The sequence below is a fragment of the Paenibacillus sp. FSL P4-0184 genome (assembly GCF_038004625.1).
Taxonomy (GTDB): Bacteria; Bacillota; Bacilli; order Paenibacillales; family Paenibacillaceae; genus Paenibacillus_AQ.
This window is the reverse complement of record NZ_JBBORN010000002.1, coordinates 1,165,382-1,189,254: the sequence shown is the minus strand read 5'-3', so window position 1 is coordinate 1,189,254 and position 23,873 is coordinate 1,165,382. Positions and strand designations below refer to the sequence as shown.

At 42.5% G+C, this 23,873-nt stretch carries 8 protein-coding genes; all 8 read right to left on the bottom strand.

All coding sequences use genetic code 11. The features are described from left to right. Window positions 1-128: 128 nt before the first annotated feature. Entirely contained in the window at window positions 129-6,482 is a 6,354-nt protein-coding gene (locus MKY52_RS27235) for an Ig-like domain-containing protein (RefSeq protein ID WP_341054831.1), read from the bottom strand. A 269-nt stretch (window positions 6,483-6,751) separates the two neighbouring features. After that, entirely contained in the window at window positions 6,752-13,762 is a 7,011-nt protein-coding gene (locus MKY52_RS27230; RefSeq protein ID WP_341054830.1) for a discoidin domain-containing protein, read from the bottom strand. Between the two features lie 210 nt (window positions 13,763-13,972). Beyond that, the gene (locus MKY52_RS27225; protein ID WP_341054829.1) at window positions 13,973-17,041 is read right to left on the bottom strand and encodes a glycoside hydrolase family 2 TIM barrel-domain containing protein; all 3,069 of its coding nucleotides are present in this window, start codon (window positions 17,039-17,041) and stop codon (window positions 13,973-13,975) included. A 37-nt stretch (window positions 17,042-17,078) separates the two neighbouring features. Further along, entirely contained in the window at window positions 17,079-17,900 is an 822-nt protein-coding gene (locus MKY52_RS27220) for a carbohydrate ABC transporter permease (protein ID WP_341054828.1), read from the bottom strand. Then, the gene (locus tag MKY52_RS27215; protein WP_371915743.1) at window positions 17,900-18,712 is read right to left on the bottom strand and encodes a carbohydrate ABC transporter permease; all 813 of its coding nucleotides are present in this window, start codon (window positions 18,710-18,712) and stop codon (window positions 17,900-17,902) included. The genes MKY52_RS27220 and MKY52_RS27215 overlap by 1 nt, the downstream gene beginning before the upstream one ends. A 228-nt stretch (window positions 18,713-18,940) precedes the next feature. After that, a complete protein-coding gene (locus tag MKY52_RS27210; RefSeq protein WP_042188169.1) occupies window positions 18,941-20,251 on the bottom strand; it encodes an ABC transporter substrate-binding protein in 1,311 nt (436 codons plus the stop codon). Between the two features lie 185 nt (window positions 20,252-20,436). After that, on the bottom strand, window positions 20,437-22,215 hold the full coding sequence (locus MKY52_RS27205) for a sensor histidine kinase (protein ID WP_341054827.1): 1,779 nt from the start codon (window positions 22,213-22,215) through the stop codon (window positions 20,437-20,439). Further along, on the bottom strand, window positions 22,212-23,771 hold the full coding sequence (locus tag MKY52_RS27200; protein ID WP_341054825.1) for a response regulator transcription factor: 1,560 nt from the start codon (window positions 23,769-23,771) through the stop codon (window positions 22,212-22,214). Before MKY52_RS27200 ends, MKY52_RS27205 begins: the two co-directional genes overlap by 4 nt. Window positions 23,772-23,873 lie beyond the last annotated feature (102 nt).

Below are 23,873 nucleotides of genomic sequence, written 5' to 3'. Positions count from 1 at the left end.
GACTCGGTGCACTAATTCAGTAAACGTTTTGCTAAAGAGTTCTCTTTGATAAAAGGCTTAATTCAATATAATTACCAAATGTAACTACTACACCTGATTCAACATAGAGATCAAGCGCAGCATTAACTCTATTTATTCATAAACTTCAAGTATTGCAAAATTTGTTTGATCATCACCGCAGCCTCAGCACGTGTGGCTGCATCTTGCGGAGCAAATGTTGTTTCTGTTTTGCCTTTGATTAATCCTTTGCTTGCTGCTTCTGTTACGGCTTTGGTAGCATAACCAGAGATTCGGTCCTGATCGGCAAATGGAGTGCGCAATTGAGCTTCAGTTCTATGATCTCCTTGAACGAGTTGAACAGCGTTCATGATCATCACGACCATTTGCTCTCTCGTAATCCGTGAATCCGGACTAAATTTCCCTTCACCAACGCCTTGAACCAAACTAAGTTTCGCTGCTGTATTCACATCCTGTGCATACCACGCAGTTGTACTAACATCTACAAACATATTCGTTAACGACTCCGTCGATAACCCCAGTCCTCTTACCAGTAGTGCCGCAAATTGAGCACGTGTAACTTGGCCTGCTGGTGCAAACGTCCGATCCGTCATTCCGTTAATGATCAACTTAGAAGCAAGTGCTTCAACATCAGCCTGCGCCCAGTGACCTTGCATATCTGTAAACGTTTTTTTCCCTTCTACGATCACATACAGGCCATTTTCATTATGTTGAATCGTCGCCACCGTATTACCATCCTTCAACGTAAATACGGCTGGGACAAAACGAAGTTCTCCCGTTACCGGATCGTACTTCATTACCGTCGCTTCATTCGGATTACTTACTACACCATCTAAGTTTAGCGTTCGCTCCACATACCCCGCTGGTGTCAGCTCCGTTGTCGCTTCCTTCATTTTCAGCTTTGCTCCATAACTAACAACGGCACCTCGTATCCTTGTACCGCTACCAGCAAGCTTTTCTTCCAAACCTTTCTGTACTGCCCGGTCTGCTTGCTCAATACGAACAATCACTTGTCCGTTTAGATCAAGGCCTTCCCCTAACAATTCAGAAACCGGCCATGCATAACTTCCTATTGAACTATTCACTTTAATGACAGCATCAGGCTTGCTGTTCGCCAAGCGGTTTATTACTTCCGCTGGAATCGCTATCTCGTAGCCTGCGTAAGAACCAGAAACCTTGATGCTCAGCACCGAGCCTGTATTTTCTCCTGCTTTTTCGAATGCTTGAACCTTCTTCATAAAGACTTCTGCATCCAGCTGGGCCTTCACTGTGTTATCAGCTGCATTAACCGTAAGCTCACTACCTTTAGATTCATACACCGTTGGATCTCCGACACTGGGCTCTGTCGTGCTACCGCCGTTGTTTCCTCCACCATTATTGCCTCCGCCATTGCCGTTACCGCCACCACTTGTGCTTTGACCGCTAATCGTAATGATCTTGCTTCCAAATACTCCGGAACCATCGGCTGCTGTCGCTACGACATTAACCTCACCATCCTTCATAGCTGTCAGTACACCACTTTCACTAATTGTTGCTTTAGTAGTTACTGTTGTGCCATCTGCTTCACGCACTGACCATGTTACAACTTTGTTTGCTGCATCCGCAGGAAGAGCCGTCGCTTCCATTGACAACGTGCCGCCTTTTGCCGTTATGGTTGTAGCATTTCCCTCGCTTGTTACAGTAATTGTTTCGACCTTCACTGGGTCTGGGTCTGGCGTATCGCTTTGACCGCTAATCGTAATGATCTTGCTTCCAAATACTCCGGAACCATCGGCTGCTGTCGCTACGACATTAACCTCACCATCCTTCATAGCTGTCAGTACACCACTTTCACTAATTGTTGCTTTAGTAGTTACTGTTGTGCCATCTGCTTCACGCACTGACCATGTTACAACTTTGTTTGCTGCATCCGCAGGAAGAGCCGTCGCTTCCATTGACAACGTGCCGCCTTTTGCCGTTATGGTTGTAGCATTTCCCTCGCTTGTTACAGTAATTGTTTCGACCTTCACTGGGTCTGGGTCTGGCGTATCGCTTTGACCGCTAATCGTAATGATCTTGCTTCCGAATACTCCGGAACCATCGGCTGCTGTCGCTACGACATTAACCTCACCATCCTTCATAGCTGTTAGTACACCACTTTCACTAATTGTTGCTTTAGTAGTTACTGTTGTGCCATCTGCTTCACGCACTGACCATGTTACAACTTTGTTTGCTGCATCCGCAGGAAGAGCCGTCGCTTCCATTGACAACGTGCCGCCTTTTGCCGTTATGGTTGTAGCATTTCCCTCGCTTGTTACAGTAATTGTTTCGACCTTCACTGGGTCTGGGTCTGGCGTATCGCTTTGACCGCTAATCGTAATGATTTTGCTTCCGAATACTCCGGATCCATCGGCTGCTGTCGCTACGACATTAACCTCACCATCCTTCATAGCTGTCAGTACACCACTTTCACTAATTGTTGCTTTAGTAGTTACTGTTGTGCCATCTGCTTCACGCACTGACCATGTTACAACTTTGTTTGCTGCATCCGCAGGAAGAACCGTCGCTTCCATTGACAACGTGCCGCCTTTTGCCGTTATTGTTGTAGCATTTCCCTCGCTTGTTACAGTAATTGTTTCGACCTTCACTGGGTCTGGGTCTGGCGTATCGCTTTGACCGCTAATCGTAATGATTTTGCTTCCGAATACTCCGGATCCATCGGCTGCTGTCGCTACGACATTAACCTCACCATCCTTCATAGCTGTCAGTACACCACTTTCACTAATTGTTGCTTTAGTAGTTACTGTTGTGCCATCTGCTTCACGCACTGACCATGTTACAACTTTGTTTGCTGCATCCGCAGGAAGAACCGTCGCTTCCATTGACAACGTGCCGCCTTTTGCCGTTATTGTTGTAGCATTTCCCTCGCTTGTTACAGTAATTGTTTCGACCTTCACTGGGTCTGGGTCTGGCGTATCGCTTTGACCGCTAATCGTAATGATCTTGCTTCCGAATACTCCGGATCCATCGGCTGCTGTCGCTACGACATTAACCTCACCATCCTTCATAGCTGTCAGTACACCACTTTCACTAATTGTTGCTTTAGTAGTTACTGTTGTGCCATCTGCTTCATAAACCGACCACGTTACAGATTTATTTGCTGCATTTGCTGGCTCAGCTTCTGCTTTAAGCTGTAAGCTACCACCCTTCGTCGTAATTTCAGTTGCTCCAGTTTCACTGACCACAGTTATCGAGTTAACTAGTTTTTGACCGCTGATCACAATGATCTTTTTATCAACTGCGCTTCCACTATTCGCAGCCGTGCCTACTGCCGCGGTAGCTACTACTTTAACTTCACCATTCTTCACTGCGGTAAGCAGACCATCCGTACTAATAGTCGCCTTATCAGTCGCATTACCATCTGTTTCGAACACTGACCAGATGATATCTTTATTCACGGCATTTTCAGGAAGAACCGTCGCTTCAAATTGCAACGTCCCACCTTCTGTTGTAATCTCTTTATCCATAGTTGTGATTGCAATGGACTCTAATAAACGATCTACTCTGGAAAAGAGATCAATATAATGAAGCGTGTAGTAAGTATTTGTTGCTTCCTCATTTTTAGTTCCTGTCACTCTAATTTTTAGCACATGCTCTTTATTCGTCATTGTTGGACTTTCGAAGAGCAACTGTCCATCCTGTCTTGATGAAGCGTAAGCATCCACAAGTGTTTCTGGTCCGCCATCAATAGAAATCGCAACAATCCCCTGATCCTTGCCCTTCGCACCATACAATTTCACTTGAGTTCCAATAAAGCGTAACGTTACACTTGCATCCTTCGTATTAGAGTAATGGGTATCCCAAGACCCCCAGCCTGAGCTATATTCAAGCTGATTTTGACCTGTTCCTGTCCAGTCATGATTGATTCTTCGATCTAACGACAAGAAGAACTTTTGATAATCTGCTGAAATATTCTCGCTTTGTGTGAATGATGTTCCCCCACCTGTACTGCCATTACTAATGCCTATTACTTTTCCAGAAGCTCGATTGATCAATTGGTAATAGCCATTTTCTATTTCAAGGACTGACCATTCATCGTAATAACTTTCATCTTCTGAATATTCTTGCTGAACAATTGTAGTACCATTTTCCATTGATGCATTCTGTACTGCGAGCACCTTAGAGCTATGTTGAGAAACAATTTTGTAGTATCCAGGACCCGTCTTAATAAATGTCCATTGCTGATTTACCCCCTGACCCTTAGACCATTGAATAATTTTTGCGCCATTATTATAAGATCCACCATCTACGTCCATATTTAAGCTACTATGCTTGACCATAATATTAAATGTTTTCTGGTCAAATAAATCTCGTATCGCTTTTCCGCTAAGTGTAATTTTGGAGCCTACCGCAGTAGTTGGAACAAATACGGCCTGCCCTGCCGTACCTTTCTCAATCGCTTGTACATTAAAGAAAGAAATATTTGTCTCCTGCTCACCTGTTACATCTGCTTTTGCGCGGAATGTCAGATTAGCAATTACCGTATTCTCATCAGTTCCAATTGCACGCTGTGCAATTCCAGCAAAGCTAACTTTTCCAGCAATAGATGCATTGTGACTCTCATTTTCTTTAAATTCAACAAATTCGAAGCTTTCCAACGTTAATAGCTCTTTGTCATACTGAACCACGCCTTCGACACCTGTCATTTTAGATGCTTGGCTAACAGTAATCGGAACAGTAACAAGTTCGCCTTTTTTAACCGAATGATCCTCTGTCCTAAACTCAATGGGTGTTCTCTCAGGATCTGGCTCACTCCCATCATACAAGTTTAAATCCATTGAAAACTGGTTGCTAGCACGATAAAACTTCTCCTTCGTAACGGAATACCAGTTAGCATCAACGTTGTTGCTACCTTCCTTAAAGGTCATTAGCATAATCATACCTAGATCACTAGTCATAAATTGAGCATCAGCCAGCACTTGCTGAACGGTATTTCCATGTTCACCAATATCTTCTCTTACTACAATATCCGGGTAACCGATATGACCCGACGTCACTAGTACGATGTTTTTATGCTTGCTTACAAGCTTATTCCACATATCATCGCCGTTATTGCCATCATCAATATCCTTGGATGGATAGTCCTTATGCCTTGTACTAATCTGTTCACCTGAATGATACATGTATGAATGCGTGCTAATAATTACTTTTCGATCCTGATTTTCAGAAATAACTTGATCAGCCCAAGCCAGTACAGCATCATTAGGGGCAAATTCCATAACCAGTACCAAATAGCGCACACCGTTAATATTGAACTTACTATAGGTGTTATCCATTTTCCCTTCTCGGTAAGCACCAGCAAATGCTGGTTCTGCAGAATATTTACTGTACGGATAGAACTGATTATATTTTGTTGTGTCACGAGTTAAGGTAGACTTACCTAAAATCATATCGTGATTTCCTGGCGAAAAAACATAAGGAACAACATCATCGAGCATTCTCATCCCTGTTGATGAAACTCCCCATTGCTCAGTGCTATTAGGCTCGTCAACCAAGTCGCCAACCTGAATAGCAAGCTTAATCTTTAATTTTTCCGCATTCTCCTTAATCCAGTTTATATGCTTCATATAGGCTTCCGGATGGTATCGTACAAGATACTGGGTGTCAGGAATAATAGCAATAGAGTAGTCGCCTTCCGGAAATTCACCATCAAGCCAGTTGGTTGTTTCTTCATTGTATAGTGTTACATGGTTTTGCTCTAAAGAGCTGTCAACATACTTACCATCAATTTGATTAGCCAGCTTCCAATTTCCCATTAAGCTGGCTTCATCACCCTGCAAATAACCATTGTAGTTGTTTTTGATTTCTTCAGCTGTGCGAACATCAGACCATACACGTAAATCAGCTAACTCACCATTAAACTTCATAGATGGCTTACCATTCGTGTACCCTCTATAGTCCGAACCAATTTTCATTTCTCGAGCTGGGCGATCCTTAGGCAGTGGCACCTTAAATTGCTCTTCATGCATCTTCTCTCCATTAACGTATGTTACAGCTTTGTTTCCTACTTCATCGAGAGTAATCGCAAGATGCATCCAATCACCAGTTTTTACATTTACATTTGTAGCCACATAATCGATTGGATTACCCAAACCAGATTTCCAATAAACTCTTGGATTGGAATTTTGATTAACTTCAAAGCTAAATCTAGAAATATCATCGTAGTAGTTATCAAAGTAATTACCTAAAATAACTCCAATTCGTTGACCGCTAGGTAAATTAGCTGGTACCTTGATCCATGCTTCAACTGTTCGCGGTGCCTCTGCCAGTCTTTTTTGAGTTGCAACATCCAATCCGTCCGCGAATGAAGTACCTACACCATTAAACTCATTTGCATTAGCTGCCTGAGTTTGACCTATTGTAAGGCATGATATGAATAACATTACTACTAAGCTAAACAACGCTATTCTTTTGATTTTTTTCATAAATGATATGTTCCTCCTACTTGTGGTGTAAAGAGCCTAGCAACTGTATTTACAAAATTTATTGTAATCGTTTACATTTTTTCATTTTTACAATCTCTACGATTGTATTCATATTGCCATCAAAGCATCATTCTCGATTGAAGTCTCCTTCACAGTTAAAACCTTCGAGCTGGGCTTGAAAATTAATATGATTTCAAAATACTAGAAACAACTCACTTTAATATAACTACGCCTAATCCAATATAGAGATCAGGCGCAGTTTTAACATTCTAATTGTTCATAAACTTCAAGTAATACAATACATTTCTCAGAACAACTGCAGCTTCAGCACGAGTTGTCATATCCTTTGGTGCAAATGTTATTGCTGTCTTGCCATTAATCAATCCTATTTCTGCTGCTGCCGCAATTGCTTCCTGAGCATAGGATGATATTTGAGCCTGATCTGCAAAGGATGGTTGACTTGCTTCGACGCTTTCTGTTCCTTGGACAAACTGAACAGCGTTCATGATCATCACAACCATTTGTTCTCTCGTAATCCGTGAATCCGGACTAAATTTCCCTTCACCAACGCCTTGAACCAAACCAAGTTTCGCTGCTGTATTCACATCCTGTGCATACCACGCAGTTGTACTAACATCTACAAACATATTCGTTAACGACTCCGTCGATAATCCTAGTCCTCTTACCAGTAGTGCCGCAAATTGAGCACGTGTAACTTGGCCTGCTGGTGCAAACGTCCGATCCGACATTCCGTTAATGATCAGTTTAGAGGCTAAGGTTTCAACATCCTTTTGTGCCCAATGTCCAATCATATCATCGAATGTTTTCTTGTTCTGAACGATGGTGTATAGACCATTTTCATGTCCGAAGATCGAGACTTCAGTCTTGCCGTTCTTCACATTAAACACCGATGGTACGAAACGCATTTGTCCTGTAACCGGATCGAACATAACAGCGGTCGCAGTCGATGGATCTTGAATAACGCCATCCATATTTATGACACGTGTCATAAACGGATTTCCGAAACGTTGAAGCTCTTCTTCTTTATCATTCGATTTAAGAATGACTTTGTACGCGATGATGTCGCTTACTCGTTTCATCCCTTTTTCTACTATGGATTGTTCAAACTTCTGCTCATGCTGTGAAGTCACATTATCCATTCGAATGATTAAGGTTGCACCCGCAACTTTAGCAGCTTTCTCAAGTTCATCACGATTCAGATTGGCAAGCGGAAGTTCATAACTGCCTAAATGGCTTCTTAGTGTTATGATTGTTTCCTTATTTGCTTTCAAGCTGTTATACAAGACATCCAATGGCAAATTGACTGCATTCCATGAATTCATTCCCTGAATCTCGATGTCAAGATTAGGGGTTCCTGTTGCTTGCTTAAGTGCTTCTAACTTCTTCGCTAAAGCTTCCTTATCAATGTTAATGGTCAGGCTTGTTGTTCCGTTCTGTGCAGTTTCATTTTGTAGTTCTTTACCAGTTGGCACATAACGATGTGGATCTTCTTTTGTAGGAGGGGTCGTTGGTGTAGGTGTAGGACTCGTTGATGTCGTTGGGTTGCCTGGATTTGTTCCTGGGCTTGGAGTAGGCTCTGGGCTGTCATTTTGACCGCTTATCATAATCTCTTTTATTCCGTAAACTGTGGTGTTATCAACGGATGTTGCAACGACTTTCACAACGCCGTTCTTCGCAGCCGTTAACAACCCATTTGTATTGATGATTGCTTTATCCGCTAAAGTTTTTCCATCTGCTTCATAGACCGCCCACGTAACGGTTTTGTTCGTAGCATTAGCCGGTTGGACTTCCGCTTGTAACTGCAGAGTTCCTTTCTTCACTTCAATGGACGACGAAACGCTCGTGATTGAGATAGACTGTACTTTAACATGTTGATTCTTTGAAGCCTCTAATACTTGAATTGCTGAATTCAAATCAATTGTTGCTTGTTCTAACTCAGACTGTGTAGCTGAATCATTGTCAAGCACTTGCTGTGCCTCCATGATCGAATCCATCAGTTTCTGTTTCGAACCTATTGCATACTGACCAACAGCCGTTCCTTCCACGACTAAATCATGAATGGCTCGTGCATCTGCGATTCGTGCGGCAAGTTGTGCTCTATTAACATCATCGCTTACGATCACATTCACAACAGCTGGGATCACTGTGCCGTCTACCGCTCCACTTACACTAAAGCTACCCGCTTCGGCATACTGTGAAGGATCAATTACATCCCATACAACTGATTTGTCTTGGGTTGTTCCATCACTGTAAACAGCCGTTACGACTGTTGGCAGTACTGGTGGAGTTCCAGTTACTGTAGCTACATTGACTGGCATGATATTTGTAATCACTGGTGCAGCTACAGGCACCCATTTCGCATAGAGAGTAATATCATTTGTTGGGACCGTATCTTTAGTGAAATCCCATACTGTACTTAGTGCTTCGTCTTTATACCAATTTACAAACTTAAATCCTTCCCGAGTAGGTTCTGACGGTGCAGTAATTTTCGTACCGACTTCAACCCCATACAAGGAAGAAATTGAACTTCCTCCATTACTATTGAAGTTAATAGTCGTACCGGTCTTGAATAGAGAAGTATCCCACTCATCATGCCAACTTACCGCAATTCTGCGATTCTCGTTATCGAGTTCAATCGGAAGCCAAACATATCTGGAATCACTCAAATTACTCGGGTACCAGCGATCGGCCATAAAGATAAATTTATTCGGTACCAGAACACCATTACCATCCCGATAAGGCAGTACAAACGTACTTTGGCTCCTGAAGGTATTTCTATTGTCATTAACCATAGGATTGCCTTTATTTTCCCACGGTCCAAACATTCCCTCAGTGGAGACGCGGTATTGGGCTTCGTTAGGATCCCAACCGGACAAACCGGACGTAATCATATAATAGACTCCGTCTTGCTTAAAGATCGTTGGTGCTTCTCTCCAATCTTTAAACGCTCTCACATAGTGAGTTCCTTCTAAGGATTCACCCTTCTCATTCTGGGCTGGACCAGTATAATCATCGTTCAACATCATGATTATGGTCGTAGCATTTTCTTCGGAAGAAAAAATCAAGTAGGCTTTGTCATCCGTCGCTTCATTACCATCGTCATCGACATACAAGGTCATATCACGAAGCATTCCTTCATTGCCATGTTCATCACCTACATTTGGCAATCGGGATGTGCCGAGATATTTAAATGGCCCAGTCGGCGAATCACTGACAGCAACACCACCTTCTGCTGTCCAATATTCGCCAGCAATCGGTCCGTCTTGATGCCACCACATCACATAATTGTTGTTCTTCTTGTTGTAGACGACTTTAGGACGCTCGACAACTTTATCCCAGTTGAAATCTTTATACATCTTTTGCTTCTCTTTATTCGAATAATTCGCATACAGCGCATTTAGCTCAGCGATTCGAGCTGGTGAATTATGTTTACTGAGCGTATTGTTTGGCGCTTTCATGTTACCTGTATAATCTTCATCTTTACTTTTAATTTCTACTTTCCTATCCGGATCGTATGGAACCCCGCTATTCTTGTACGTTTCAGAATTTTCATCTAGATATAATGGCAGGTCATTTCCAGCCGGCACTACAGCTTCGCCAAGTTGAGGGTTATTGAAGACAGGCAATACAATGCCTTCATTTTGCCATTTGTACAAATCTTTGGACGAATATGCGTGAACTCCAGTAGGAAGATAACCTTCCGTCTTGTCTTCACCGTACCAGTAATATGTCTTATTCTTCTCGTTGTACAGAATGCCTCCGCCATGTGCTTGAATAGGCACGCCTTCCGTATCCAACCATACTTCACCGCTCTTAATGGAGTTTCTGTTATTTACAGTCAAATAGAGATTGTATAAGTCATTTATCTGTCTGGTGTATTGCGAAATGCTTTCTTCGGTTAAATCACTAAGATCACCGATCGTTGTAATTTTCTTTTCTATCGCAGCTTCCACTTTTGGACTAATGTCTGACAACGTACGCAATTGATCGATTGCTGATTGTAGTTTACTAGTATCAAAAGTCGCTGTTTGTTTCTGACTAACTGCAATTTCTGCAGCGCTGAGTGTGTTACCGTCACCGCCAGTAGTTATAGCCTGAATCGCGATATACCGAGCTTCAACGGATTTGAACGTTGCGGATTGAACACTCGTGCTATAGTCATCAAAAGAACCATTTGCTGCAAATTTGAAATTCTCGTCCAAATAAGCTTGCGTACCGACAGCGTCAGCAGGTAAATCCTTCAGATTCACATCGCTGTAATAGATTTTGAATTGTTTGATGCGGCCGTTTGCCTTGTCTTGTCTTGGTGTAACAAGCACCTTACCAACGTCACGCATACTCTCACCCAGATCTACAACGATATAATCGCCAGATTTATACTTCACTCCATTCTTGTCCCAGTTCGATTCGAAGTAGGTAGATATGTCGTTATCCACCATTAGATTGGCTGGATTCGCGTAATAAGCTTCTGGTGTATAGAAAAGGCTCATTCCCTTAATATTTGGATCACTGTTTTGAATATTGGATATTTCAGTTAAGATACGGCTGGCAAATTTCGCGATCTCTTCTTGTGTCGCTGTTGCGCTATTTAGCAGAGTACTAGCTCGACTAAGGATCGCGTCCAGATTCTTGAAGTAAGACTCATCTTTCCCAGAATCTATTTTGAACTTCTCTGCAGCTTGAATTGCGCTGTCTAAGCTGGAGAAATCCACTTTATATCCCTGCTTGTTAAAAATATTGATCTCTGCAGCAGATGCATATTGCTTACCTGCATCGCTTCTCGATTCAAGTGCAGTAAATCTAACATATTTAGCACCCTGCGCATTAAAGGTTGCTGTTTTCTCTGTCTTATCGGCATTCCAAGTTCCTTCTGCAACTACTTTGGTGAATTTATCACCATCGTCACTTACAGAAACTTCGAACTTAGTGACTACACCATTCCAGTCTACATCCTGTCGTGGCAAATATTGAAGTTTATAGATACCGTTATATGCTTTACCGAGATTATAAGTAATGGAATGCGGAAGTGTTGAATAATCGTTGTTATATGCAGTATGCCATTTAGTCCAAAGATCGCCATCAATAGTCTTCTCCGGTCCATCCTCAGATGCGGAATTGTCAGACGTTGCCGTCATCTGGCTTTGTGGGATAAGTCCTTGGCCTAAAACGCTATATTCGACGTTCAGTTTGTAAAGGATTTGTGTGATCTCTTCCTGTGTTGCTAAAGTGTTCTTTTGAACAACTTTGGCTTCAACCACCAACTTTTGCAAATCCGATACATTTACATTTGCGTTATTAGCTGAGATATAGTCTTCTGCTCTAGAAATTGCATTAGCGAGTGAAGTCGTATCCACTGTGAAATTGGACTTTCTCATAATATTTATCTCTGCAGCCGATGCGTACTGTGCTCCAGACCCATTACTTTCATCTACGTTTAACCTTACAAACTTCGCTTTCTGCGTAGAAAACGTTGCAGTTTTTTCGGATTTATCGTTCTTCCAGGTTCCTTTCGCAACCGGTGTGAAGTTATCGCCATCCGAACTCACTTCGATGGTAAACTTCGTTACAATACCGTTCTCATCTTTATCTTGCCGAGGCATATAACTCAGCTTGTTGACATCATATTCGGCTCCAAGATCATAGGTTATCGAATGCGGTCCCGCATTATAAGGGTCCCATGAAGTGTGCCAATTTGTCCAAGCATCTCCATCCAATGTTCTCTCAGCTTCTTCACCAGACTGAGCGCTACTTGCTGTTGCCGTCATATCACTCTGAGGAATTAGAGAGTCGCTTGTATAGGTAGCGCCATCAATTACGAAGGTTGTGATGGATTTTGCTCCAACAGTCGTTTGCAACATATTATCCAGAACAGGAACTTTAGTCTTCTGTACGACATTCTCTGTCGCGGAAGAAACATAAGGCGTTGCATCTCCAGAGATCGTATCGAACTGTGACAAGTCTAAGGAAATATTTTGACTGGTTACGTTAGGATTTCTATATACAACATGAATTTTGTTAGTTGAAGGATCATAAGCGGCCAACGTGTTATCGTCGGTATCCTCTATGAAACGTGCACCCTGCGGAATAAATTTACTAAATTGCTGCATGGCGTAATACTTCTTCGTATACCACCATTCTTGCGTGTCGAAATCTGCATGAAGGAGACCCCAGTTCATGTTCTCCTTATCCTTTTGCATATTCTTCTCGCTTTCAAACGCTTGCCAAGTGATCCACGCCGTAGGTTCTAGCCAAGTAATGTCCGTCATAATTCTTTCTGCCAAAGCTAGTGCTGGTTCGAAATCATCATGGTCGTGAGCAACCCCAGAAGGACCTAAATCCACTTCAGACATCCACAACGTTTTGTCTGCAGCTTTGGCGGCATCTCTGATCTCAGCTCGCTTTGAACCACCGTAGGAGTGGGTATTCATTTTACCAACATTAGCTTTAGTTGTCTCATCATAAGAGTTCCAGTTACTTACAAAGGTGTCCAGAATAGATTCATCCATGGCAGCTATTTGTACAGATTGTAGATTTGCTGCATCCAATTTAGCACGTGTCGTATTTATGATCTTCATTTGAGAACCAACATCCCAGTGGGAACCCTCTTGACCCCCACCGAATCCCCAGTAACTCGTACTAGGTTCATTCACTGGTGATAAATAATTGAAGTCAATATTCCAGTCATCTTTGAAATGCTTAACCACTTCTGTCAAATAATTAGCAAAGTTCTCGTACTCATCCGGCTTCAAGTTGTCTTTCCCCGAATCCCAGTGACCAGTCGTACTTCCGCTTTCCGTCATATAATACGGAGCAGAGTTCGAGAACGCTTCCAGAATGTTGGCACCTCGTTCTTTAGCCGCCTGCAGCCACCAACGCTGATTAGCATCTTGCGCCCAATCAAATACTCCAGGTGATGGAGAGAATCCGGGTACTTCCCCTCCTTGGCGCATCGTATTGTAAGCAGGATTCTCTCCGCCGCCTATATTATATCTAGCAATATTAAAATTCAATCCGTCTGGAGAATATAGTGCATCAGCCATTGCATTTTTGACTTTATCGTTCCAACCACCAGTGATATTACCGAACCAGGCAAGTGAGGTTCCCCACCCCTCCCAAGATTGCTTCATATGGTTTGGATCTAATTTAATCGTAGTATTCGCTGCATCTACCTTCTGACCTGTTAAACCCATAAACATAGGTGCGACTAAAGAAATAGAAAGAAAAGACATGGTCAACCTTCGTTTAAATGTAGTAATCATCCAGATTACCCCCTTCTCATAAAAATAATCATAGAAACCACTTCTTTACTATCTTCCGATCAACATTGCAAACTATTTTTTAGATTCCAAACACCTCCCCTATAAAATGTAAACGATTACAAATATGTATAAATAAACTATTACATCATTCACAAAAAGGATTTGGTTGCCCCAACCTTATCCATTGAGGCAACTGCTATCCGTCTCTAATTATGCTCTGCGAATTGTAAATTCAAAATCCAAATCTATTGATGGATCAATTAAATATTCATCAAGAACTGGTGCTCCCCAGCTGTCATCACCGCCAACGCCCATTTGACGACCGGCAATCGTAACAACGGTATGATGAATGTTCGGCAGCTCATAATGATGCGTCGCATTCTCCAGTTCCATTGCCGAATATGGCGATATGTTGGCTTCAACAGGGGCTGATACTGGTGAGGATATTATAATCCCATGACCAAGATCGTTGGTTACGGATACTTCGCGCACACCTGTACGGTTGCCTGATTCCTGCGGTACCAAATAGGACGATACATTGTCCACCGCATGATTCTGAAAGCGACACAATCTCGCGCCAAACGAACGGTCAATATAATTTTCTTCTGGCCCATTCGCATACCAATTCAGCTGGTAATAATCCGCTGGCACCTTGAAGGTTAAAGCAAAGAGGGGAAACTTCGGTAAACCCGGCTCTCCATGGTAGCTTGATTTTACCTTTATGCTCCCATCGGAGAACACCGTGTAAGTTACACTTACTCGTACTCCCTCTGACACACTCAGTTTATACACGTAAGTCACAGTCGCTCGGTCTTCTTCTTCCATAAGCTCGAAGCTTAAGGTTCTTCGGCTCAAGCTTGCAGCATACCAAGTGGAAGAGTCGAAATGCATTCCCGCCCCCTTGTCGTTGTCTGTCATCGCTCTCCAGAAGAGCGGTGCCGGCGGCGAAGAGATCATTTCCCTTCCTGAATATTTGACGGATATTAGTGTACCAGCCTGCTTCGAGAACATTACAGAGAAGTCACGACCGTGTACGCCAATATTTACATCCCCTTCAACTACGCGAAAATCATTTACATTAGTGCTTACCTTAGGCTGTGTTGTAACCTCATCTTCTGACTTGTTCTCCACTTGAAATACATACTGTCCAAAAGCGATTTCATAACCAGCGCTTGCCCATAACGAATCTTCTTTGAGCACAAGAGAAACATCTAAACTATACTCACCAGATAGGTTAGTCTCTGGTAAATCAAGTTCTACATATCTTTCTTCTCCGGGTTTAACCTGGGCGAATACAATGCCACGATGGAATTCCTTGCCCTCATAATTCAGACAATAGTTCAATTTATAAGCATCCAAGCCAACAAATAAGTTCTCATTTCTGATGATAACCCCATAGCAATCAGGGGAAAGCTTGACGTTCTGATATAGAAATTTCACTTCCTGCATTTTCGGAGACCATCTGCGATCCGCATACACAATTCCGTTTCCGGAGAAGTTGTAATCGGTTGAACGGTCATCGAAGTCTCCACCATAAGCCATATAAGGTTTGCCATATCGATCATTTTTTACGATGACCTGATCCATGAAATCCCAGATAAATCCACCTTGATACATTGGATACTTCTGCTCTAGCTCTGTGTATTTATGCAATCCTCCAACGGAATTCCCCATCGCATGCATGTATTCACAGCTAATATATGGCTTTAATGGATTCTCTTTTAAATACATTTCGATATCTGCTGCTTTCGCATACATCCGGCTTTCCATATCACTCGCATCATCATAATCCCGGTTATGGAACACCCCTTCGTAATGAACCAGACGCGTAGAATCCTTCTCACGAAAATAATTCGCTACGTTCCGAATGACTTCTCCGGCAAAAGACTCGTTGCCACAGGACCAAATCAGAATCGATGGATGGTTCTTGTCTCTCTCCACCATGGAAATCGCACGATCCATTACGATATCCTGCCATTCAGGCTTACTGCCCGGTATGTTCCAAGACGGTTCTACAACGCCCATTTTTTGCCATGATCCATGCGACTCTAAATTCATCTCGTCAATAACATACACACCGTATTCATCACACAGCTCATACCAGAGTGTTTCATTCGGATAGTGCGACGTCCTTACAGCGTTGATATTCGCCTGTTTCAAGGTCTTTATATCCCACAGCATATCTTCTTTCGTAATACTGCGTCCGAAGCGCGAATTAAACTCGTGCCGGTTGACACCTTTGAATACAATACGTTTACCATTTAAGTGCATAATCTTATCGATCATCTCGAATTTTCGAAATCCAACCTTTTGCGGCACGACTTCCACAAGATCCCCGGATGCGTTGAAGACAGATACATAAAGGGTATACAAATTAGGATCTTCTGCGCTCCACAGATGAACCTTTGATGCCTCAACCGTAAGCGAAACGGAATCTCCTGAAACTCCAGTCTCACTACGAACTACAAGATTACCTGCCTTATCCTTAAGTTCAAGGACCACTTTCGAAGCAGACTCACCCATCAACTGCAATACAGCCGTTAGCGTTCCCTGCTCAAACTTCTCATCCAGATCGGTCTGAACGTGGAGATCCCGCACGTGAACATCAGGCACAGTATATAGATACACATCGCGAAAGATTCCGGAGAAGCGCCAGAAATCCTGGTCCTCCAACCAACTTCCGGTACTGCGCTGATAGACCTCAACCGCCAGCTTATTCTCACCTGCCGTCAAGTACGGTGTCAGATCAAATTCACTCGGCGTAAAGCTATCCTCGCTATAGCCAATAAACTCCCCATTTAGCCAGATATAAAAAGCGGATTCAACTCCCTGAAAAGAGATATACAGTGGACGTTGCTCCCAGCCTAAAGGCACTTCAAAATATTTAACATAGCTTCCTACAGGATTGTGATCCTCAGATATCATTGGAGGTCTAAGATGCTCATGACCATCCCATGGATACATCGTATTCACGTACTGAGGCTGCCCGAAACCCTGAAGCTGGATATGTCCAGGAACCTCAATATCATCCCACCCTCTACAGGACACGTTCTCCTTATAAAAATGCGCCTGTCGTTCCATAGCATTGTGGGCGTAGCAAAATTTCCAGCTTCCGTTCAGGCTATGGCGCCAACGCATATCTCCAAGCCCTTCAGCTTCAAATTTCGTCTCGTAATACCGATGATCGGAGTGCGCGTGTATTCTGCCTACTGCATAAATGGAAGGGTCTGACAACCATTCCAGACTTGGAGCAACGCCCCGTTCAACCTGCTGCTTCATCTAATTTTCCTCCTTCTGCTTTAAAATGATCGTTAGCTTATTTAACTGAACCCGTCATCCCAGCCACAAATTGCTTTTGCATCATGAAGAATACAAGGGCAGTCGGCAGAGTCGTAATGACAATCGCGGACATAATCAGACCATAGTCAGGCGCATAACCCGATCCAAGATTCGATATTAGCAATGGTACGGTCATATTTTCTGGTGATTGCAATACGATCAAAGGCCATAAATAGTTGTTCCAGCTGTTAAGGAAGGTGATAATCGCCGCGGCAGCATAAGTTGATTTCATCGTTGGCATATATATGCGGAAGAATAAACCAAATTCCGAAAGACCATCGATGCGACCGGCTTCCATCATTTCTTTAGGAAACATTTTTGTATTTTGACGGAAGAAGAAAATTAAGAATGCTGTTGTAAATGTCGGCAGAATAACTGCTGCTGCTGTATCGATACCAAGGAACGGCACAACACTCGATACTTTAGCGAACATTTGAAACAGAGGTACCATGATTGCCGCGAACGGAATCATCATAGAGGCTAGTAAGATATTAAATACGATATCTTTACCACGGCTGCGGTACATTTCAAAACCATATCCAGCCGCAGATGCTACCAATAGTGAAAGTAAAGTAGTAACAACAGAGATTTTTGCAGAGTTCCAAAGAGCCTGCCACATATCCACTGAACTAAAGAGATTGTCTATATTCTTAAAGAGATGCGTACCCGGAAGTAATGTCCCTTTAGTTACATCAACCGACTGATTTGTGGCACTAATAACCATCCAGATAAATGGAAAGATAGAGATCAGCGCAGCGATGACTAGAAACAGGTAAGTAAACATGCGTTTAGTTTTCATTATCTCTTGTCTCCTCCTACTTTGTTCTGAATCAGCGTCAGAATGAGTACCATTACAACAATCGAGTAGGAGACGGTTGCAGCGTATCCAAAGTCAGGTGTGTATTCAAAAGAAAGGTTGTAAATATATTGGGAAATCGACATAGTTGCATTGCCGGGTCCACCTTTCGTGATGTTAACCACCTCATCAAACAACTGAAGTGTTCCAATGGTCGATGTTATCGTCGTAAACAAGATAATCGGTTTCAATAGAGGAATTGTGATTTTGAAAAATTGAGTAAATGCACTAGCGCCATCTATGTGAGCAGCTTCATAAATAGATTTGTCTACATTTTGCAGGGATGATAAATAGAAAATCATATTATAGCCAGTAAAGCGCCAGGTGATAGCAATGATGATGGTAACTTTGGCCCAGAAGGGGTCGGTAATCCATTGAATCGGTTCGCTGATTAGATGAAGATTCACCAGAAATTTGTTAATGATCCCTTCGGCTCCAAACATGTACTTGAAAACAACGGAATACGCTACAAGTGAGGTTACCGTCGGCAGAAATATAGCCGTTCTGAAAAAACCCTTAAATTTCAGTCTATCGTCATTTAGCAGGACGGCGATAAAGAGCGCCAGTACCAGCATGACTGGAACCTGAATAATCAAATAAATAAATGTATTTTTGACGGCAGTAAGAAAAGTAGTATCGCTAAACAATCGAATATAGTTATCTAGTCCGGTAAACTGAAGATTGTTGCCTCTACCCGTCTTAAAGGATAGAATTAACGCTTGGATCATTGGATAAAAATAGAAAATACTGATCATAATGACCGGCACAAGGACGAATAACCAACCCGTCAGACGGATCTGCCGTGACCCTTTAGAGCTCTTATGTTTCTGCGGGCTTAGCCCTGTCTTTATAGTTTCCACTCCACTCCGCACCCTTCTGTCTTATATATTAGAGATGAAAGCCCCTGCTACCTATCCTTCTGTATAAATCCAATTTACAGGAGAAGAAGGAGCAAGGGCATCGGTTGTACAGCCTAAGTGCGATTAGCGAATTTGAGTATCCGCTTGCTTCTGCGCATCTTTCAGAACAGTGTCTACATCTTTGCCACCTAGATAAGATTGTACTGCTACAACCATAATGTCCTCGATTGCGTAAGTGTTCATGCCATAGTTGACGTTAGGAATTTGCTCGGTCCATGCTGCAAAGTCTGATACGACCTTTTGGCCTTTGAAAAATTCATCCGCAGCTGAGTAAGCTTCACCGCTCGCCGCAGCTTTCAAGGTGCCGATAACACCAACTTTTGTATTCAACGTCTGATACAGTTCAGCATCAGAGGCAAAAGTCTTAGATAGGAACTCAGCTGCTGCTTCTTTACCATCTACATTCATTACGTACCAGGAACTACCTCCAAGGTTGGAAGCGTGAACAGAGCCTTCTGTTGCTCCTAACTTAGGTAGTGGAGCTACTGCCCATTTACCAGATTGAGAAGCTTCTGCTTTAATCGAAGGTGTAATCCAGTTACCTGTAGGTACACTAGCCACTTCACCACCATTGAATGCACCTACAAACTGACTCCAGTCTGAAATTACTTTTACGATACCGGAATCCATCATTTCTTTGTACATTACAAGTGCCTCTTTCAAAGCAGGGTTGCTTTCTATGGTCGGAGTCTGACCATCATCTCCGGTATACCATGCGCCCGCCGATTGGATCATCACTCGGATAAGTCCAAGATCGTTCGGATCAAGTGTTAGCATGCTTTTGCCAGTTTTCTCTTTTACAGCTTTACCGATCTCGATATATTGCTTCCAGTCGATATCCTGTAATGCATCCAGGCTGTAGCCTGCTTGCTCGAGATAGTCTGTCCGTACATACATTCCAGTTACGCCAGAGTCAAACGGAACACCGTATTGTTTGCCGTCAACACTGGTAGGGCCAATCTTATAATCCGCAAAGTCAGCAGCCTTTACAACATCCGTCAATTCATAAAAAGAATCTGGATATGCTTGTAAGAAGCTCTGTGCACGATAATCTTCGATTAACACAATGTTAGGCAGACCCTTCGTGGAACCAGAGTTTAGCCCCGTATTCAGCTTTTGAACGATATCAGCTTGCGCGTTCTCAACGACGTTAACCGTTACGTCCGGATTAACTTTCGCATAAGCATCTTTGGCAACATTCATAGCGGCAATGTTAAACGCCGGGTCCCAAGCCCAAACTGTAATCTCTTTTGGCTTGCTGCTACCTTCGGCACCGGAGTTACCAGAGTTGCTCGTTTCATTTTTCGTTCCACCTGTGGAACATGCCGACAGTAGAACCACACTAGCTAGCATTACGGATAATAATTTTTTCACTACGTAAACCCCCTTGATAGTCTGAAAAATAATAAAGATGGAAGCGTTTTCTCTGCTACGCCTCCATCTTATCATTTTGTATTCGTTTTCTTTGGCAGTATCTTTGTTAGCTTTGGTGATATTATTGGGTCCTATTTTGATTCTCATATCGACTCTGGTACTATTTTTAGATTCATGTAAAATTTTTAGTTTTTTAACAATGGAAGCGTAACAACGATTTGTGTACCTTCATTCCGTTTGCTTGTAATATTAATCCCGTATCTCTCACCGTATAACAATTTGATTCTGTCATCCACATTCCGTATACCGATCCCGGAGAACAGTTGGCGTTTGTGCTTCGAAGCTGGTAGCTGCTCCTCTTCCAGCAAATTCGGGTCAAGATCCATTCCATCACCGTTATCTACAACTTCACATACTAGTTGCTCTTCCTGCACGGAAATCATGATGAGAATTCTTCCCTCATCTTTAAGGTTGAATGCATGAAAGAATGCATTTTCGATAAAAGGTTGAAGAATTAGCTTCGGCATATGATAATCCAAGCTCTCTGGCTCCACAAAGTAATTCACACGGATCTTCTCACCATATCTCACGTGATTGATATACACATAATGCTTCAACGACTCCAATTCTTGACTAACAGGAATGGTAGAATGAACATCGCTTACTGTATTTTGCAGGAGTGAGATTAGTGAATTTATCGTTCCAGCTGCTTTTTCCTTATTGCCCTGCTGCACCAGAAATTTGATAGAAGCCAGCGTATTATATAAAAAATGTGGGTTAATCTGCATTTGGAGTGCCGCCAGCTCCGCATTACGTTGTTGCTTTTGAGTCTCCATCAGCTTATCAACATAATCATGAAGTGAATCAAGCATAAAATTGAAGGCGTTACCTAACTCCTTAACTTCATAACTACTATTAGTGACATCTACATGATTATCGAAATCACCTGTAGGAATACTCGACATCTGTTTAACGAGTACACGCAAGGACTTCGTCATTTTTCGGGTAATCAAAAAAACAATAATGAGCGATATTGCCACGATAGCCATGATTGTCAGTGTCACCGCTTTGGCATTCACCATCTGTCCGGTCACGGCGTTCTTATCTATCAGGTTCACCATATAAAAATCAAATTCAGGTAAGTATTCCGAGAAAACAATTCGTTCATTCCCCATCACATAGGTAGAATCGCCATCTTTACCTCCATCCTCTACTTCTTGCAGCAGCTTTTTATCGCGGAGCCCAATCATTTCTGTCTTGCTGCTGGATACAATTAATCCCTTCTTATTCAGCAGAACGACGTCATTACCCTCACTCGTAAAGTTAGCGTAAAAGGGCTTGAAATCTCGATCACGAATGGCAACGTACATGGTGCCATAAATTCTTCCGGTCGAATGATCAAATAAAGCTTTGGAAGCTACCAGCATAGGCTCTTTCACGTTCTCTTTATTTTCCCTTAGATCGAGCTGGTACAGGATTTGATCAGGATGGGATATGGTTTCCTTCGTTATTGGGTGAGCCATTAGTTCATCTGCGGAAATGTCCCAATACCAAGGATCTGTTGAATAACTCCTGCCATTTACACCTACGATCATGATACCAACATCAATGGCGCTGAGGTTAGAGCGGATTGCCCGCATGCCCTCTGTCATGTGATATGTTTTGATCGCAAGATTTACTGCATCCGTCTCTCCGCTAGATAAATAGTTCCGGATAGCTTCATTTTGAGCCATCATAGTAGCACCGGTAGCGATAATGTTGTTATACGATTCCAGATTTGTCTTCATCTGATTCAGCAGTTTGCCGTTTGTAATACTAAAGGTCTGTAAAAATAATTTCTCCGACATACTAATTGTAATAGCCAGCGTCAAGAGTGATACAGTTACGATGCTAATTAGGGTCACGAGAAACAGCTTGAGGAATAAGCCCTGCTTTCTAATATTGTTAATGAAATTTCCAATCATGGCTGCTCTACGTCCCGTCTCCGGTACCGGCTTGGAGAAATGCCAGTCTGCTTTTTAAACACCTTGGTGAAATAACTCTGATCTGAATATCCCACGCTTGCGCTAATATCAGAAATTGATTTTTCTGTTGACTCGAGCAATTCCATAGCTTTTTCCAAACGGACTTTATTCAGGTACTCACTAAAGCCTTCGCCATTATGGGCAGTAAAATAACTCGATAAATAAGAAGCATTGAAGTGGAACTGTCTAGCTACCCCTGTCAGTGTGATCGGATCTGCATAATGATTCTGAATATATTCGAGTAGCTTTGTCATATTGGGGTTAACCGATGAATTCGTCTCACCAATCGTGCGCTCAACTTCTCGAATGAATGCTTCGGTAACAGCAATAGCATCACTTGCATACATCGCTTCATCTATTTTTCGGAAGTAATCGTATTTGGTCTCCTCCAGACCTCCGATCTCACACTTCATTTTTCCAAGCGTGGTCGCTACGTTAAATATAAAGTTCCCCAATAGCGATTTAAATTCGAAAATATCAATGCGATAATCCATTGAACGCAGATGGACATATTCAAGAAACTCTGTAAATGCCTTCTGGAATTGCTTACGTCTCAACTGATCCATTAATTCTCCCATGTCAATTTCCTGATATGCTCCTGGAAGACCCGGCAAATGATCATTCTCAATCAGACTTCGTTCTGGCAAGTAGAAACTGTAACGTGTAAGCTTCAAGTAATTGTCTCGATAAATCTCACCAAGACACTCAAAGTCCGCGAAGCTCTGACTGATAATAAAATGTGTTTCTCTCACACGATGTTCTATTTCTGAGATCAGATAACGGAGTTCAATCACAAGCTCGTCCCAATGTTCTGGATTAACGTTAAGCAAATAAATGACCGAGTCGTTAACAAACTTTAACCGAATAAACACAACATCGTCCAAAGCTAACTTTTGAATTCCTCTTTCGATTTCATTTGCGAACGTTAACTTATCACCAGAATCTTTAATATGCTTCATATCTGCTCCGAAAAATGCAAATTGTGCGTGTGGAAACTTGGAATGAAGCAAATCAGATTCTAGCACTGACTCATATCCCGTCATGAGCTTCTCGATCGCGAACAAAAGCTGCTTTTCCTCTGGATCGGCCCCTGGATCGCTTATCTTCATCCCTGCCATCTTAGCTGTAGTTTTATTTAGGATGGACAACAGATAATCGGCTTCCAGCTTCGGCTTAAGGATGTAATCTGCTACCCCACTTTGAAATGTGGAACGGACATAATCGTATTCACTGAAGCTGCTTAAGACGATTACTTCAATGTGTGGGTACTTCTCCTTAACGATCTTGACTAGCTTCTCCCCGCCCATTATTGGCATTACGATATCCGTAATAATAATATGAGGATTCAGCTCATCCATCATACTCAGTGCTTCAACACCGTTAGAGGCCTCTCCGACGATTCGATACCCTTCTTGTTCCCAATCCAAAAGATGTTTAATTCCTTGTCTAACCAGCATCTCGTCATCTACAATCATAATCTTAAATATTGGTTTCATATCTGCCCCCTTGCAGCTGTTCAACCCTGTTATTATGTTCATTCACTGATTGGACAAATTTAAAAAGTCATACAAATGATCAGAACGCCGTTCCTTCATACT

What these genes read in the sequence shown, in the direction of transcription:
- MKY52_RS27235 (WP_341054831.1), bottom strand. Translation starts at nt 6,482, where the DNA reads ATGAAAAAAATCAAAAGAATAGCGTTGTTTAGCTTAGTAGTAATGTTA.
- MKY52_RS27230 (WP_341054830.1), bottom strand. Translation starts at nt 13,762, where the DNA reads ATGATTACTACATTTAAACGAAGGTTGACCATGTCTTTTCTTTCTATT.
- MKY52_RS27225 (WP_341054829.1), bottom strand. Translation starts at nt 17,041, where the DNA reads ATGAAGCAGCAGGTTGAACGGGGCGTTGCTCCAAGTCTGGAATGGTTG.
- MKY52_RS27220 (WP_341054828.1), bottom strand. Translation starts at nt 17,900, where the DNA reads ATGAAAACTAAACGCATGTTTACTTACCTGTTTCTAGTCATCGCTGCG.
- MKY52_RS27215 (WP_371915743.1), bottom strand. Translation starts at nt 18,712, where the DNA reads ATGATCAGTATTTTCTATTTTTATCCAATGATCCAAGCGTTAATTCTA.
- MKY52_RS27205 (WP_341054827.1), bottom strand. Translation starts at nt 22,215, where the DNA reads ATGATTGGAAATTTCATTAACAATATTAGAAAGCAGGGCTTATTCCTC.
- MKY52_RS27200 (WP_341054825.1), bottom strand. Translation starts at nt 23,771, where the DNA reads ATGAAACCAATATTTAAGATTATGATTGTAGATGACGAGATGCTGGTT.